We start from the raw sequence: 15,377 nt of genomic DNA, 5'->3' as shown, positions 1-15,377 counted from the left end.
TGGGGGGCCGTCCAACGACGATGAGGGGCCGCCAGGACATGGTCGGCGCCGGCGGTCCCGGGTGGGTCAGCCGGCGGTGACCGCCCGCGGCGGGTGCAGGCCGTCCACGGCCTCCACGCACTGCCGGGCGATCGCCAGCTCCTCCATCGTCGGCACCACCATCACCAGCGTCTTGGCCCAGTCGGGGGAGATGATGCGCTCCCCGCCACGACCGGCGTTGCGCTCGTCGTCGACGGCGATCCCCAGGCCCTCCAGGTCCGCGCACACCGCGGCACGCACCACCTGGTCGTTCTCGCCCACACCCGCGGTGAACGCGATGACGTCCACCCGGCCCAGCAGCGCCGCGTACGCACCCACGTACTTGCGCAGCCGGTGGACGTACACGTCGAACGCGAGCGCCGCGTCCGCGTCGCCGTCGTCGATCAGGGTGCGCAGCTCGCGGAAGTCGTTCACGCCGGACAGGCCCAGCATCCCGGACCGCTTGTTGAGCAGCGTGTCCAGCTCCTCGACGTCCATGCCGGCGTTGCGCGACAGGTGGAAGACCACCGCCGGGTCGATGTCGCCCGACCGCGTCCCCATGACCAGGCCCTCCAGCGGGGTCAGGCCCATCGACGTGTCGACCGGCACCCCGCCCTTCACCGCCGACGCCGACGCCCCGTTGCCCAGGTGCAGCACGATCGTGTTGAGGTCCTGCACGCGTCGACCCAGCACGCGGGCCACCTTGCCCGCCACGTACTGGTGGCTCGTGCCGTGGAACCCGTAGCGCCGCACGCCGTGCTGGGCCGCGACCTCCCGGTCGATGGCGTACGTGTACGCCGCCGCCGGCAGTGCCTGGAAGAACGCCGTGTCGAACACGGCCACGTGCGGCACGTCGCCCAGCAGCTCGCGCGCCACGCGGATGCCCTGGACGTTCGCCGGGTTGTGCAGGGGCGCCAGCGGCACCAGCGCCTCGATGCGGTCGATGATCGCGTCGTCGACCACCACGGGCCCCGAGAACTCCGCCCCGCCGTGCACCACCCGGTGCCCGACGGCGTAGATCCCCGCGTCCGCCAGGCGCGGCCCGATCTCGTCGAACAGGCCCAGGGCCAGGCGCAGCGCCTCCCCGTGGTCCGGCACCTCCAGCTCGCGACGCGTGCGGTTCCCCGCGTACGTGTGCGTCACGATGCCGGACGCCTCGCCGATCCGCTCGATCGTGCCCGCCGCGATCGCCTCCCCGCCCACCGGGTTGACCAGCTGGTACTTCAGGGACGACGACCCCGAGTTCAGCACCAGCACCGACCCGTGGGCGCCGTACGCGCTGTACGGGTTGGGACGCTCGACCTCGGGCACGATGCTCATGCGGACTCTCCGTTCGAGGCAGGCACTGTGGATTCTGTGGACCCGTCGGACTCCGTGGACCCGGTGGACCCGGTCTCCTGCGCCTGGATGGCGGTGATGGCGACGGTGTTGACGATGTCGGGCACGAGCGCCCCGCGGGACAGGTCGTTGACCGGCTTGTTCAACCCTTGCAGCACCGGTCCCACGGCGACGGCCCCCGCCGAGCGCTGCACCGCCTTGTACGTGTTGTTGCCCGTGTTCAGGTCGGGGAACACGAACACGCTCGCCCGGCCCGCCACCGACGAGTCCGGCAGCTTCGAGGCCGCCACGGAGGCGTCCACCGCCGCGTCGTACTGGATCGGTCCCTCGACGCTCAGGTCCGGGTGGCGCTCGCGGACCAGCTCGGTCGCGGTGCGCACCTTGTCGACGTCGGCGCCCGAACCGGACGCCCCCGTCGAGTAGGACAGCATCGCGACCCGCGGTTCGACACCGAACTGGGCGGCGGTCTGCGCGGACGACGCCGCGATGTCGGCGAGCTGCTCCGCCGTCGGGTCGGGGTTGACGGCGCAGTCGCCGTAGGCGAGCACCCGGTCGGGCAGGCACATGAGGAACACCGACGACACCACCGAGACGCCCGGGCGGGTCTTGATGATCTCGAACGAGGGCCGGATCGTGTGCGCGGTCGTGTGGGCGGCGCCCGAGACCATGCCGTCCGCGAGCCCCAGGTGCACCATCATCGTGCCGAAGTACGACACGTCGGTGACGATCTCGCGCGCCCGCTCGACCGTCATCCCCTTGTGCTCGCGCAGCCGGGCGTACTCGACGGCGAACCGTTCCACGTGCTCCGGGTCGGTGGGGGACAGGACCTGCGCGGCGGAGATGTCCAGGCCCAGCTCGGCGGCGCGCGCACGGATCGACGTCTCGTCGCCGAGGATCACCAGGTCCGCGACGCCGCGCGCCAGCACCGTGGAGGCCGCCCGCAGGATGCGGTCGTCGTCGCCCTCGGGCAGGACGACGCGGCGCCGGTCCGCGCGGGCCCGCTCGATCAGCTCGTGCTCGAACATCAGCGGCGTCACCACGGGCGTGCGCGCGACGTCCAGGAGGGCCAGCAGCTCGTCGCCGTCGACGCTCTGCTCGAACATGGCGCGGGCGATGTCGTGCTTGCGCTGCGCGTCGGCGGTCATCGCGCCGCGCGTGCGGCCCGCGACCTTCGCGACCTCGTACGTGCCGCGCTCGGTCGCGATGATCGGCACGTGCGGCTGCAGGGCGGCGGCGAGCTGCCCGGACCGCCCCGTCGGGTGGTGGCCACCGGTGAGGATGATCCCGGCGAGGGAGGGGAACCGTTGCGCCGCCTGCACGGACAGCAGGCCGAGGACGACGTCGGTGCGGTCGCCCGGCGTGATCACCACGGTGCCGTCGGCCAGGTGGCCGAGCATGTTCTCGAAGGTCATCGCCCCGACGATCACGTCGAGCGCCTCGCGGGACATCAGGTCCCGGTCGCCCAGCAGCAGGGTGCCGTCCACGGCCTCGGCGAGCTGCGCCACCGTCGGCGCGCCGAGGAACGGCTCCTCCGCGACGATCCACGTCGGCAGGTCGTCGCCGGCGATCGCCGCCCGGCGGGCACGGTCCGCGTCACGCACCTCGCCCTCGGCACGGTTGACGATCACGCCGATCGCCTGGGCGTGGTTCGCGCCGAGCTCGGCGAGACTGAGCCGCGTCAACGTCGTGACGTCGTCCAGGCCGCGCTCCCGCCCCGACACGACCAGCAGGACGGGGGAGTCGAGGTTCGCGGCGACGCGCGCGTTGAACGCGAGCTCCGTCGCACCGGACACGTCGGTGTAGTCCGTGCCCAGGACGACGACGGCGTCGCACTTCGCGGCGACCTGGTGGTACCGGTCCACGATCCGCGACAGCGCGCCGTCGGGGTCGGCGTGCACGTCGTCGTACGTGACGCCGACCGTCTCCGCGTAGGTGAGGTCCACGCCGTCGTGCGCGAGCATCAGCTCCAGGACGTGGTCCCGGACGGCGTCACCGCCCGACGCCGTCGGACGTTCCGGGACCCGTGAGACCGCGCGGAACACCCCGACCCGCTGGACCTGACGGACCAGCAGCTCCAGGACGCCGAGCGCGACCGTGGACTTGCCCGTGTCCCCCTCGGGGGACGCGATGTAGATGCTCCGAGTGCTCACTGCCTGCCTGTTCGTCCGTGCCGGCGGGTGGTCACACCCATTGCACCGCATCGGGGCGGGCGGCGCACCGGATCGACGACGTCGGGTTCGTCACGCCGGGGACGGGGGGTGCTGTGCGCCCGGCGGTCGTGCGCCGGGCATCACCGCTGCGACTCCAGCTCGGCCATGATCGCCTCGGCCACGGCGAGATCCCGCCCGACCCGCGTCGCCCCGGGGCGCGGGGCGACGCCGCGGAGGTCTCCGCTCCGTGCGACGTCACGAAGAACGACCGCGCCCTCCACCCGCAGGAGCGGGATGCGCAGCAGGCGCGCGACGAGCCGGATCTCGATGTGCACGTCGACTCACGGCCTGCCGAGCGTGATGTCGGCGTAGGGGTCGGTCCGCCGGGAGGACGTGCGCCCGGACCGCGCGGGTCCTGGCGTGTCCGTGCCCTCCTGGCCGACGTGGTCCCTGATCGTGGAGGCGACCGCGCGGGCAACTGCCTCGATCTGCGCGTACCGCTGCCTGCCCGCCCGCGTTCCCGCCAGGTAGCCCAGGCCGAAGAAGATCGCGCGTCCCCAGGCCCTACGCCCCATCATCGTGATCCGCCTCGACACGTCGCTCGCGGACGGCGGACACCACTGCACTGGCCGCGGTGACCGCCACCACGGCGCCCACGGCGACCAGGCCGGTACGGGCCGACGTGCCGGCCCGTCCGGGCCCGAGGCCCACCGCGCCGCCGATCCTGTCGAGGAGGGTCTTCCGGCGGAAGGGGTTCCTCATGACGACCTCCCGCGGCTGTGGTCAGCGTGCGCGTGCGCGTGCACCGCTGCCGCCACGTCCGCCTTGAGCGTGGAGCGGGGAACGTCCAGGCCCATCTCCTTCGCGAGCTCGAGCAGCTCGGCCTTGGTCATGTCGTCCAGGTCGAGCGGGCCGGTCTCGGCGTCGGCGCCCAGCCGTCGACCTTCCTCGGCGACGTCCTCCTGCCGCCCCTCGGCCTCCTCGACCCGACGTCGCGCGGCGTCGGCGTCCTGCTCCGCCTTCCCTGCCAGGTCCTCGGCACGGGCCCGGGCATCATCAGCAGCCTCACGCGCGGCCACGGCCGCCGACTCGGCCAGCTCGCGTGCACGGCTCATCTGCTCGCGGGCCCGTTCGATCGCCTGCTCCGCCCGAGCGCGTGCCCTCTCGGCGTCCTTGCGGGCCTGCTGCAGTCTCGACGCCGCCTCGGCACGAGCCTCTGCCACGCGTTCGGCGACGATCTGCTGTGCACGGTCCCGCTTCGCCGCGACGTACTCGTCCGCCTCCCGCTGCGCGTCGACCACGACGTCGGCGATCTCGCGCTCCCCGTCGTCGCGGGCCTCCTGCACCGCACGCTCGCCTTCGTCCTCGACCGCCGCGGCGTCGTCTGCCCGCTCCTTGGCGGACTCCGCCAGCTCGTGGGCCTCCGACTCGAGCCGGTGAGCTCGCTCCAGAGCGGCATCGACGCGGTCCAGCCGACCACCTGAACCGTCCGAGAACGGATTGACGTCCGCCAGCCTGGAAGCGGCCCGATCCCCGGCGCCCTTGATGCTGTCCCCGGCGGAGCCGACCGGGTTCCTGACGCCCGCGTCGAGCGCCCACACCACGTTGCGCGGAAGATCGGCCAGACCGCGCCGAGCATGTCGGGTCAACCACTGCACCGGCTTCGCCATCGAAGCCCCCTCTGCCGTGCGGCGCCTCCGGCCTCGCTGCTTGGGGCGGGGCACCTGTCTCTCAGAGAACGCCGGGTGCGACCATCACGCAACTCGACGACGCGGTGCCGGGCGTCCCCGCCCGGCACCGCATCGGCTCACTCGTTGTCGCCGCCGGTGTCGCCCGTGGCGAGCGACCCCTCGCCGACGACGTCGCGCGCGCCCGGCCAGACCCAGTCGCGCACCTCGGGGATGTCCTCGCCGTGCTCCCGGGTGTACTGGCGGGCGGCCAGGCGGGCGTCGACCATCCGCTGACGGAAGCCCGCGACCTTCGAGCCCAGGCCGGGCACCCGGTCGACGACGTCGAGCACCAGGTGGTACCGGTCGACGTCGTTCAGCATCGCCATGTCGAAGGGCGTCGTGGTGGTGCCCTCCTCCTTGTACCCGCGCACGTGGATGTTCGCGTGGTTGTTGCGCCGGTACGTCAGGCGGTGGATCAGCCACGGGTAGCCGTGGTAGTTGAAGATGACCGGACGGTCCGGGGTGAAGAGGCCGTCGAAGTCCTTGTCGGACAGTCCGTGCGGGTGCTCGCGGATGTCCTGCAGCCGCATGAGGTCCACCACGTTGACGACCCGCACCTTCAGGTCCGGCAGCTCGTGGCGCAGGATGTCGGCGGCGGCCAGCACCTCCAGCGTCGGGACGTCGCCGGCGCAGCCCAGCACGACGTCGGGGTCCTCGCCCGGCACCTCGGTGCCGGCCCACTCCCAGATGCCCAGACCCCGGGTGCAGTGCGCGATCGCGTCGTCCATCGACAGGAACTGCGGCGCAGGCTGCTTGCCCGCCACCACGACGTTGACGTACTGACGGCTGCGCAGGCAGTGGTCGTAGGTGCTGAGCAGGGTGTTGGCGTCCGGCGGCAGGTACACCCGCACGATCTCGGCCTTCTTGTTGACCACGTGGTCGATGAAGCCCGGGTCCTGGTGGGAGAACCCGTTGTGGTCCTGACGCCACACGTGGCTCGACAGCAGGTAGTTGAGGCTCGCGATCGGGCGCCGCCACGGGATGTGGTTCGTGACCTTGAGCCACTTGGCGTGCTGGTTGAACATCGAGTCGACGATGTGGATGAACGCCTCGTAGCTGGTGAACAGCCCGTGCCGCCCCGTGAGGAGGTAGCCCTCGAGCCACCCCTGGCACTGGTGCTCGCTCAGCATCTCCATGACGCGACCGGCGCGGGCGAGGTGCTCGTCGACGTCGGGTCCGTAGAAGTCCGCGTTCCACTGCTTGTCCGTGGTCTCGTAGACCGCCTGCAGGCGGTTCGACGCCGTCTCGTCCGGACCGAAGATCCGGAAGTTGTCCGGGTTGCGGCGCACCACCTCGTTGAGCAGCGTGCCGAGCACGCGTGTCGCCTCGGCGACGGCGCCGCCCGGTTCAGGCACGTCGACCGCGAAGTCGCGGAAGTCGGGCATCCGCAGGTCCTTGAGCAGCAGGCCGCCGTTCGCGTGCGGGTTGGCGCTCATGCGCAGCTCGCCCGACGGCGCCTGGGCCGCGATCTCGGCCCGCAGGGCGCCGCCGTCGTCGAAGAGCTCGTGGGGCCGGTAGGACTCCATCCAGCTGCGCAGCACCTCCAGGTGCTCCGGGGTGTCCCGGGCGCTCGCCAGCGGGACCTGGTGGGCGCGCCAGGAGTCCTCCGTCTTGTGCCCGTCGATCTCGGGCGGGCACGTCCATCCCTTGGGGGTGCGGAAGACGATCATCGGCCACGCGGGTCGCTCGTCGTTGCCGGCGGCCGCCTCGGCCTTGATCCGCGCGATGTGCTCCAGCACCTCGTCCAGGAGCTGGGCGAACCGGCGGTGCACGGCCGCGTGGTCCTCGCCGTCGAACCCGCCGACGAAGAAGTACGGCGTGTGACCGTAGCCGATCATCAGGTCGCGCAGCTCGTCGTCGCTGATGCGGCTCAGCACCGTCGGGTTGGCGATCTTGTAGCCGTTCAGGTGCAGGATCGGCAGCACCACGCCGTCGGTGCGCGCGTTGACGAACTTGTTCGAGTGCCAGCTCGTGGCCAGCGGACCGGTCTCCGCCTCGCCGTCGCCCACGACCGCCGCGACCAGCAGGTCCGGGTTGTCGAACGCGGCGCCGTAGGCGTGCGACAGCGCGTAGCCGAGCTCGCCGCCCTCGTGGATCGAGCCGGGCGTCTCGGGGGCCACGTGGCTCGGGATACCCCCGGGGAACGAGAACTGCCGGAACAGCCGGCGCAGGCCCTCGTCGTCGGTGGTGATGTCCGTGTAGATCTCGGAGTAGGTGCCCTCGAGGTAGGTGTTCGCCACGAGGCCCGGCCCGCCGTGCCCGGGGCCCGCGACGTAGATCGTGGACTGCTCGCGCTCCTTGATCGCGCGGTTGAGGTGCGCGTACAGGAAGTTCAGCCCCGGCGTCGTGCCCCAGTGGCCCAGCAGGCGGGGCTTGACGTCGTCCCGGTCCAGGGTGCGGCGCATCAGCGGGTTGTCGAGCAGGTAGATCTGCCCGATGGACAGGTAGTTGGCGGCCCGCCACCACTGGTCGAGACGTTCGACGTCGGTGTCCGTCAGCTCGGCGACGCCCGTGGCGCGCCAGGCTTCGGGGCTGGTGGACGTGGTGGTCGTGGACATCGCACACTCCCTGGGCTGCGGTGACTTGAGTCGATCGCTCTCATTCCACCCCAGGTGGGGGCGGACCGCAGCCTGACGGCAGGGTCGCGATTCGGAGCGTCCGCGGGGGCACGGATACCGTGGGGCCGTGCCCGACGCCCCACCTGTGCGCCGATCGTTCTGGTCGGTGGCCCGTCAGCCGCGCATGCTGACGATCCTGCTGCTCCTCCTGCTGGCCGCCGCCGTCTGCGGACGACTCGGCGTCTGGCAGATCGACCGGGCCTACGAACGGGCCACCCTCGCCGCCCAGCACGAGGCCGCCGAGGCCGAGTCGGCCGGGCCGGTGCCGCTCGGCGAGCTCGTGGCACCCCAGGAGCCGTTCCCCGGGGAGATGGTCGGACGGGAGGTGCGAGCGGTCGGCACCTACGAGACCGAGGGGCAGATGCTCGTCGCCGGCCGGTCGTTGGACGGCGTCGACGGCTACCTGGTCCTGACGCCGCTGCGGATCAGCGACGACGGCACCGGCGGGCAGTCGTGGGCGGCGCTGTCCGGGGAGCCCGTGCTGCCCGTGGTGCGCGGCTGGGTCGAGTCGCCGACTCCCGGCGCGGACGCCCTGGAGGTTCCCGACGCCGACGTGGAGGTGTCCGGCTGGCTGCAGGCCTCCGAGTCGACGCTGCGCACGGGCTCGGTGCCCGCGAACCCGGGCGGGCCGCCGCTGACGCAGGACATCGCCTCCTCCGCGCTGGCCAACACCTGGCAGGGCCCGATCTACACGGGCTACCTGGTGCTCACGTCCTCCGACCCGGACCAGACGGCGACCGCCGAGGGCGGCCCCGCGCCGCTGCCCCGTCCCGAGCTCGAGGGCGGCAGCGACGTCAACCTGCAGAACTTCTTCTACGCGCTGCAGTGGTGGGTGTTCGGGCTGTTCGCCGTCATGCTCTGGGTCCGGCTGGTGCGAGACGAGATGGCCGGTGGACGCCGGGACCGGCGTCGCGGTGCCGCGCAGGACCCGGTCGGCAGCGGCATCGCCGGCCTGCCCTCGGACTGACACGGCACAGGTGCGGAGCGGGCCCGGGGCCCGCTCCGCACCTGGTCGTACCGGGGTGGTCAGGAGTGCGTCAGCTGCAGGTCGTAGATGGTCGTCTGACCGTAGTTGGAGCTGTCGCACGGCGAGGAGTTCTCGCAGTTCGCCTGGGTGTAGGCGCCGGCCTTGAAGTAGTTGCCGGACGAGTCGTGCTCGATCGTGGTCTCGAGCTCGCCGTTGTAGTACGCCTTGATCTCACCGTCGGCGACGACGAACTTGGCCTCGAACTGGGTGCCGAGCTGGTAGTCGTCGGTCACCAGGTGGTGGTGGGTGTCGTCGCCCTTCGTGACGTAGAGGCTGGTGCCCTCCAGGCGGAACACGGTGACGTCGTCGTCGCTGTCGTGGATCTGCGCGCCGACGAGGTGCGGCTTCTCCTCGGGCAGGTGGTCGAACGACTGCACCACGGTCAGGGTGTGCGTGCCGGACGTCGCGTCCCAGGAGGCCTCGTCGCTGCCGTCGGAGATCATCTCGCGCAGCTCGGAGCGGGGGTAGCCCGAGCCCGAGGTGGTCACGCCGTCGACCGCGGCGCGGAACTGCACGCCGTCGCACGCGTCGTTCACCTGGAACCAGGTGTCGGCCGAGAAGGTGTCCAGGTCGGGCTGGGTGACCTCGGTCGGCGACTCGTCCGACCCGGTCGGAAGAGTCATCTTCCAGCTCTCCAGGTCCAGCTGCTGGGAGGGGTAGTCGCAGGGAGCGGCTGCGCTGGCGCTGCCGATCGTCGCGAGCTGGCCGGCGGTGAGGACCGCCGTCGCCAGCACTGCTGCCGTGATTCCGCGCTTCTGGTGGAGTCTCATCGTGCTGTGGTTCCTTTCGGATCGCCCTGGCTTCGAGGTCGTCCGCCGCCGTGGTGCCTGCGGCGCGTGCTCGTCAGCGTGTCTGCGCCGCCTGGCGGGCGACGGGTGGGGTGGGCACTCCCGCCTCTGACGACCTCTGCGTTGTCCGGAGCCTTCGGGGTGACATCCCTTCGTCGTCGGAGAGGTACTGGAACGGCTCCGTGGTGGTGGCCACGTGGTGCATCGATGCACCGAGATCTCGAAATTGAACGTATAGGCGCCCCAGGACACTGTCAACACATCCGGCGCCCCGGTAGCCCCGGAAGCGTCGCCGCAGGCCGGAGGCCAGAAACCCGTCTCATGCGCAGGATGTCAGGCCTCAGGGGGGTGGGGCTGAAGCGGTAAATCGTTGCATCAAAATTGGGGCCGATCCGACGGCTCGCGAGGCCCTGCGGGGCGCGCCGGCGGGTGCCGTGCCGGTGGGGCGGGTCGTGCGGTGCGTGCTCCGAGTGCTACTCGTGCTGCCAGCTGTGCCAGAGCCGTGCGTACTCGCCGCCGGCGGCCACCAGCTCGTCGTGCGGGCCGATTTCCGTGATCCGTCCGCCGTCCACCACGGCCACCCGGTCGGCGTCGTGCGCGGTGTGCAGCCGGTGCGCGATCGCCACGACCGTCCGACCCGTCAGCACCGCGTTGAGCGACCGCTCCAGGTGGCGCGCCGCCCGAGGGTCGAGCAGCGACGTGGCCTCGTCCAGCACCAGCGTGTGGGGGTCGAGCAGCACCAGCCGCGCGAGCGCGACCTGCTGGGCCTGGGCGGGCGACAGCACGTGCCCGCCCGAGCCGACCTCGGTACCGAGCGCCTCGGGAAGCCCGGACGCCCAGGCCCGCGCGTCGACCGCCTCGAGGGCCTGCCAGAGCTCCTCGTCGGTGGCCGTGCTGTCCGCCAGGCGCAGGTTCTCGGCCAACGTCCCGACGAACACGTGGTGCTCCTGGGTCACCAGCGCGACCTCGCCGCGCAGGTCGTCGAGCGGCAGGTCGACCAGCGGCACGCCGCCCAGCGTCACCGACCCGCCGGTGGGTGGGTGGATGCCCGCGAGCATGCGCCCGAGCGTCGACTTGCCCGCTCCGGACGGGCCGACGACGGCGAGCCGTTCGCCGGTCGCGAGGTCCAGGTCGATCCCGTGCAGGACGTCGTGCCCGGCGCGGTAGGCGTACCGCACGTCGCGGGCGCTCACCCGCCGGGAGCCCGGGACCGCCCCCGACGCCTGCCGGTCCGGTCCGACGAGCCCGACGCCGACGACGCGCGCCAGCGACACCGCGGCCACCTGCAGCTCGTCGAGCCAGAACACGAGCTCGAACACGACCCCGCCCATCTGGTGTCCGTAGATCGCGATGGTCGCGACGGTGCCGACCGTGGTGAGCCCCTGCGAGGCCAGCCACGCGCCCCACACCACCACGGCGACCGGTCCCAGCACGACGGCGGCGTCGAGCGCGGGGATGAGCCGCTGGCGCAGCCCGAGGGTGTAGCGCTCCGCCGCGAAGGTCTCGGCCAGGTCCCCGCGCAGCCGTCGGCGCAGCCGCTCGCCCAGCCAGAGCGCCTCCGTGGTCCGCGCTCCCTCGACGGCCTCCGTCACGGTGCCGTTCAGGGTCGCGTACGCCGCGGACTCCCGCAGGTAGCCGGGCGTGGCCCGGCGCAGGTACCACCGGGTGGCCACCACGATGAGCGGCGTGCCGACGAGCAGCCCGAGGGCCACGAGCGGCCCGGCGAGGAACGAGGCGACCAGCGTCAGGCTGATGGTGACGAAGCAGACGATCAGCTGCGGGACGCCGAACCGTACGGCGTGCTGGAGCTTGTTGACGTCGTTGGTGGTGCGGGCGACGAGATCACCGGTGCCCGCCTTCTCCACGGTGGACAGCGGCAGCCGCGTGACGGTCTGCATGAACTCCTCGCGCAGCTCCGCGAACACCCGCTCGCCGAACACCATGGACTGCCGCTGGGCGAACCGGCGCACCACCGCCTGCACCACCACGGCGCCCAGCAGCACCAGGCACAGGGTGTCGACGTGGCCCAGGGTGGTGCCGGCGGTCACCTCGTCGATGACGACGCCCAGGACGAACGGCCCGGTGAGGCCGGCGAGCGCCGCCAGGGTGTGCAGCGACGCCAGGGCGCCGAGCCCGCGGCGGTGCCGGCGGAACAGGCGGCCGACGGTGCGTCGTACCTCGGCCGGACCCGCGATGGGCAGGCTCCGGGACGTGTCCGTCGCGGGGGTGCCGGTGGCGCTGCTCATCGGGAGGCTCCTTCGAGGTCGGCCGCGGCTCCGCCGTCGTCGGACATGTCGCGTCCGACGACGGCGCGGTAGCGGGCGGCGTCGGCGTCGGTGCGGCCGAGCAGCTCGGCGTGGGTGCCCGACGTGACGACGCGGCCCTCGGGCGAGAGCAGCACGACGTCGTCGACGTGGTCGAGCACCAGCGGGCTGGCGGTCACCACGAGGGTGGTGCGGCCGGCGCGGGCACGGGCGACACGGGCGGCGATGCGGGACTCGCTGTGGGCGTCGACCGCGCTGGTGGGCTCGACCAGCACGAGCACCTCGGGGTCGGTGAGCAGGGCGCGGGCGAGCGCGACCCGCTGCCGCTGACCACCGGACAGGGAGCGTCCCTTCTCGGGGAGCTCGCCGTCGAGGCCGCCCGGCACGGAGTCGAGGACGTCGGCCGCGTCGGCGGTGAGCATCGCGGCCAGGAGCTCGTCGCGGGACGCGCGACCCCGCACGTCGACCGCGTCGGCGAGGACGCCGGAGAACAGGTGCGGGGTCGCCTCGGAGACGACGACCCGGCGGCGCAGGTGCTCCTTGTCGAGCTCGGTGAGCCCGACCCCGCCGAGGGTGACGACGGAGCCGGACTCGACGTCGTCGTCCAGGCGGCCGAACCGTGTGGCGACGGCGGCGGAGACGTCCGGGTCGGCGCACACGAGTGCGACGACGCGGCCCGGCGGCAGCACGAGGCCGCTCGCGGAGTCCGCCATCGGTGCCCCCGGCGCGGGGGCGGCGGCGGGCGACGCGGGCTGCGGGGTCGCGGACCGGACCCGCAGGACGGCGATGATCTTGCGGGCGGAGACGAACGCGTTCGTCGTGATCTGCAGCATCTGCATGACCATCTGCACCGGCCAGGCGAGGAACGCGGCATAGCCGTAGAACGTGACGAGCTCCCCGCTGGTGAGCTCGCCGCCCACCACGGCTCGGGCACCGAGCCAGAGCACCAGGACGGCCAGCAGCCCGGGCAGCAGCACCTGGAGCCCGTCGATGACGGACTGCACCACGGCGACCCGCACCCCGTGACGGCGCACCTCCTGCGACTGGCGCACGTACCGCTCGGTGAACACGTCCTCCCCGCCGATGCCGCGCAGGATGCGCAGGCCGGAGACGGTGTCGGCACCCAGCGACGTCAGCCGGCCGGACGCCTCGCGCTGCGCCCGCTGGCGCGTCTGCAGGGGCCGGACGCCGAGCGCGAGCACGACGGCCACGACCGGGATGCCGAGCGTCAGGACGAGTCCGAGGGTGAGGTCCTGCGTGAGCATGTAGCCCGCCGCCAGGACGTACGTCATCACGCCGCCGAACGTGCGCCCGGCCATCGCGTACATCTCGCCGACCCGGGGTGCGTCACCGGCGACCGTGGCCACGACCTCGCCGGTGGGGACCGTCGCCGTCAGGGAGTGCCCGGCGCGGGTGGAGCGGTCCCCGACGAGCTCGGCCATGGAGAACGCGGCGCGCATCCAGTTCTCGACGTCCCACGTGTGGGAGAAGATCCCCGAGCCGACGACGACGGCGCCCGCCACCAGCATCCAGGCGCACCACACGAACAGCTCGGTCCCGAACCCGCCCGCCAGGCCGGCGTCGATCGCCTGCCCCAGGAGCAGCGGGGACGCGGCCGCGGCCAGCATGGAGACGGTGCCGGCGAGCGCGGACAGCGCCAGGACGCCACGCTGGCGGCCCGCCTGCCACAGCAGCAGGCGCGACGCGGACGTCAGCGGCGGGGAACCCGGGTCGGGAAGAGGGAGGGGACGCACGTCGGTCAAGGGTAGGTGGCGTACCCGACACCGATCACCGCATCTCGGCCGCCTATCCTGTCGTGGTGAGCACCGAGCAGCCCTCCGCCCCGACCGTCTCCGCCGAGCAGGCGGCCACCGCGATCCGCAAGGCTCGTGGTTCGCTGACCCGCTACCGCGTGATGGCGCTGGTCACCGGTGTGATGCTGCTGGTCCTGTGCGTCGAGATGATCATCAACTACGGCATCGGCTACTTCGTCGACGTCGACCCGGTGATGGCCTACCTCAAGTGGATCCCGTTCGCCCACGGGTGGATCTATGTGGTGTACCTCATCACCGTGCTCGACCTGTGGGCCAAGATGCGCTGGGGCTACGGACGGCTCGCGACGATGGTGTTCGCCGGCGTCGTGCCGGTGATGTCCTTCGTGCTGGAGAAGAAGGTGCACGCCGACGCCGACGCCAAGCTCGCCGCGCTGGCCGAGCGGTACGGCGCGTGACCTCCACCCCGGACCGGCTCGCCCCGCTCGTGGACCCCGTCCGCGACCTCACCGACGACGAGGTCGCGCGGTACGCGCGCCACCTCGCGCTGCCCGGCCTCGGCCCCGACGGGCAGCGGCGCCTCGCCGCAGCGCGCGTGCTGGTCGTGGGCGCGGGCGGGCTCGGCAGCCCGGCCCTGCTCTACCTCGCCGCCGCGGGCGTGGGAACGCTCGGCATCGTCGACGACGACGTCGTGGACGTCACCAACCTGCAGCGCCAGGTCGCGCACGGGCAGTCCGACGTCGGCACCTCGAAGGTGGCCTCCGCCCGGGCCGCCGTCGGAGAGCTCAACGTGCACGTGGACGTCGTCGAGCACCCCGTGCGGCTCGACCAGCACAACGTGCTGGACGTGCTGCGCGGCTACGACGTCGTGCTCGACGGCGCCGACAACTTCCCCACCCGCTACCTCGTGTCGGACGCGGCCGAGATCCTCGGCCTGCCCGTCGTGTGGGGGTCGATCGACCGCTTCGACGGGCAGGTCAGCGTCTTCTGGGGCGCGCCCCGCTACCTGGGCCCGGACGCCGGAGCGCAGGGCCCCACGGTGACGGGTCGCGGCCCCACCTACCGCGACGTGTTCCCCGTGCCGCCACCGCCCGGCGTCGTGCCGGACTGCGCCACCGGGGGAGTGCTCGGCGCGATGTGCGGCACCATCGGTGCCGCGATGGCCACCGAGGCGGTCAAGCTGGTCACCGGGGTGGGACGTACCCTGCACGGGCGGCTCGCCGTCTACGACGCCCTCGGTCCCCAGTGGCGCGAGCTCACCGTCCTGCCCGACCCCACGCGCGACCCCGTCACGGACCTGCTGCCCGGCGACGACGCCTACGCCACGTTCTGCGGGCTCCGGGCCCCGGCCACCGAGGCGGCCCCCCGGATCACCCCGACCGAGGCCGCCGCGCTGCTCGCCGCCGACCCGCCCGCCCTCCTGCTCGACGTGCGCGAGGAGTGGGAGGCGCGGGCGCGTCCGGTCGAGGGCGCCCGGGTCGTGCCCAGCGGGACGTTCCTCGGGCAGGCCGCCGGGCGGCCCGACGACGTCGCCCGCGCGGCGCTCGCCGACCTGCCCGCGCAGCGCCCGGTCGTGGTGGTGTGCTCGGCGGGCGTCCGCTCGGCCCGGGTGGCCGAGGTGGCGCGGGCCGCGGGCGTCGACGCCCGCTCCGTCGTCGGCGGCCTGTTCTAG

13 protein-coding genes are annotated in these 15,377 nt (G+C 72.8%); 3 read left to right on the top strand and 10 right to left on the bottom strand.

Features of this window, described 5'->3' with window-relative positions:
- Window positions 1-66 precede the first annotated feature (66 nt).
- The 7 genes from ACNHYB_RS07440 to ACNHYB_RS07410 all read right to left on the bottom strand — a co-directional run bounded on the left by ACNHYB_RS07440 (window position 67) and on the right by ACNHYB_RS07410 (window position 7,794).
- The gene (locus ACNHYB_RS07440; protein ID WP_418277798.1) at window positions 67-1,338 is read right to left on the bottom strand and encodes an acetate/propionate family kinase; all 1,272 of its coding nucleotides are present in this window, start codon (window positions 1,336-1,338) and stop codon (window positions 67-69) included.
- Window positions 1,335-3,557 carry a phosphate acetyltransferase gene (gene pta / locus ACNHYB_RS07435; protein WP_418277797.1) on the bottom strand — a complete coding sequence of 741 codons (2,223 nt, stop codon included), beginning with the start codon at window positions 3,555-3,557 and terminating at the stop codon, window positions 1,335-1,337. Before pta ends, ACNHYB_RS07440 begins: the two co-directional genes overlap by 4 nt.
- Window positions 3,558-3,646: 89 nt before the next feature.
- The gene (locus ACNHYB_RS07430) at window positions 3,647-3,841 is read right to left on the bottom strand and encodes a hypothetical protein (protein ID WP_418277796.1); all 195 of its coding nucleotides are present in this window, start codon (window positions 3,839-3,841) and stop codon (window positions 3,647-3,649) included.
- A gap of 6 nt (window positions 3,842-3,847) precedes the next feature.
- Window positions 3,848-4,084: a hypothetical protein gene (locus ACNHYB_RS07425; protein WP_418277795.1), complete on the bottom strand. Its 237-nt coding sequence runs from the start codon at window positions 4,082-4,084 to the stop codon at window positions 3,848-3,850.
- On the bottom strand, window positions 4,071-4,268 hold the full coding sequence (locus ACNHYB_RS07420) for a hypothetical protein (protein ID WP_418277793.1): 198 nt from the start codon (window positions 4,266-4,268) through the stop codon (window positions 4,071-4,073). Before ACNHYB_RS07420 ends, ACNHYB_RS07425 begins: the two co-directional genes overlap by 14 nt.
- Window positions 4,265-5,176 carry a hypothetical protein gene (locus ACNHYB_RS07415; RefSeq protein WP_418277792.1) on the bottom strand — a complete coding sequence of 304 codons (912 nt, stop codon included), beginning with the start codon at window positions 5,174-5,176 and terminating at the stop codon, window positions 4,265-4,267. The genes ACNHYB_RS07420 and ACNHYB_RS07415 overlap by 4 nt, the downstream gene beginning before the upstream one ends.
- A gap of 137 nt (window positions 5,177-5,313) precedes the next feature.
- Window positions 5,314-7,794, bottom strand: coding sequence for a phosphoketolase (locus tag ACNHYB_RS07410; protein WP_418277791.1), 2,481 nt, complete (start codon window positions 7,792-7,794; stop codon window positions 5,314-5,316).
- Window positions 7,795-7,921: 127 nt separating this feature from the next.
- On the opposite strand from ACNHYB_RS07410, the gene ACNHYB_RS07405 reads away from it, so the two are divergent.
- A complete protein-coding gene (locus tag ACNHYB_RS07405; protein WP_418277790.1) occupies window positions 7,922-8,821 on the top strand; it encodes an SURF1 family protein in 900 nt (299 codons plus the stop codon).
- A 59-nt stretch (window positions 8,822-8,880) separates the two neighbouring features.
- Here the strand turns inward: ACNHYB_RS07405 and ACNHYB_RS07400 are convergent, their stop codons facing one another.
- The 3 genes from ACNHYB_RS07400 to ACNHYB_RS07390 form a co-directional block, all read right to left on the bottom strand.
- Complete coding sequence (locus ACNHYB_RS07400) at window positions 8,881-9,651, bottom strand: polysaccharide lyase family 7 protein (protein ID WP_418277788.1); 771 nt, start codon at window positions 9,649-9,651, stop codon at window positions 8,881-8,883.
- Between the two features lie 491 nt (window positions 9,652-10,142).
- Window positions 10,143-11,915, bottom strand: a complete 1,773-nt coding sequence (locus ACNHYB_RS07395) for an ABC transporter ATP-binding protein (protein ID WP_418277786.1) — start codon at window positions 11,913-11,915, stop codon at window positions 10,143-10,145.
- Window positions 11,912-13,687 (bottom strand): ABC transporter transmembrane domain-containing protein, encoded by a 1,776-nt coding sequence (locus ACNHYB_RS07390; protein WP_418277785.1) that lies wholly within the window; start codon window positions 13,685-13,687, stop codon window positions 11,912-11,914. Before ACNHYB_RS07390 ends, ACNHYB_RS07395 begins: the two co-directional genes overlap by 4 nt.
- Before the next feature lie 65 nt (window positions 13,688-13,752).
- Here ACNHYB_RS07390 and ACNHYB_RS07385 point away from each other — a divergent pair, with 65 nt between their 5' ends.
- A complete protein-coding gene (locus ACNHYB_RS07385; RefSeq protein WP_418277784.1) occupies window positions 13,753-14,163 on the top strand; it encodes a DUF3817 domain-containing protein in 411 nt (136 codons plus the stop codon).
- Window positions 14,160-15,377, top strand: a complete 1,218-nt coding sequence (locus ACNHYB_RS07380) for a ThiF family adenylyltransferase (RefSeq protein WP_418277783.1) — start codon at window positions 14,160-14,162, stop codon at window positions 15,375-15,377. Before ACNHYB_RS07385 ends, ACNHYB_RS07380 begins: the two co-directional genes overlap by 4 nt.

The organism is Isoptericola jiangsuensis (assembly GCF_048320105.1).
Taxonomy (GTDB): domain Bacteria; phylum Actinomycetota; class Actinomycetes; order Actinomycetales; family Cellulomonadaceae; genus Isoptericola; species Isoptericola jiangsuensis_A.
This window is presented reverse-complemented; position numbering and strand designations above follow the sequence as displayed.

Bases quoted from the DNA above. Each gene is read 5' to 3' on its own strand.
- ACNHYB_RS07440 (WP_418277798.1), bottom strand. From the start codon at position 1,338: ATGAGCATCGTGCCCGAGGTCGAGCGTCCCAACCCGTACAGCGCGTAC.
- pta (WP_418277797.1), bottom strand. From the start codon at position 3,557: ATGCGGTGCAATGGGTGTGACCACCCGCCGGCACGGACGAACAGGCAG.
- ACNHYB_RS07425 (WP_418277795.1), bottom strand. From the start codon at position 4,084: ATGATGGGGCGTAGGGCCTGGGGACGCGCGATCTTCTTCGGCCTGGGC.
- ACNHYB_RS07420 (WP_418277793.1), bottom strand. From the start codon at position 4,268: ATGAGGAACCCCTTCCGCCGGAAGACCCTCCTCGACAGGATCGGCGGC.
- ACNHYB_RS07415 (WP_418277792.1), bottom strand. From the start codon at position 5,176: ATGGCGAAGCCGGTGCAGTGGTTGACCCGACATGCTCGGCGCGGTCTG.
- ACNHYB_RS07410 (WP_418277791.1), bottom strand. From the start codon at position 7,794: ATGTCCACGACCACCACGTCCACCAGCCCCGAAGCCTGGCGCGCCACG.
- ACNHYB_RS07400 (WP_418277788.1), bottom strand. From the start codon at position 9,651: ATGAGACTCCACCAGAAGCGCGGAATCACGGCAGCAGTGCTGGCGACG.
- ACNHYB_RS07395 (WP_418277786.1), bottom strand. From the start codon at position 11,915: ATGAGCAGCGCCACCGGCACCCCCGCGACGGACACGTCCCGGAGCCTG.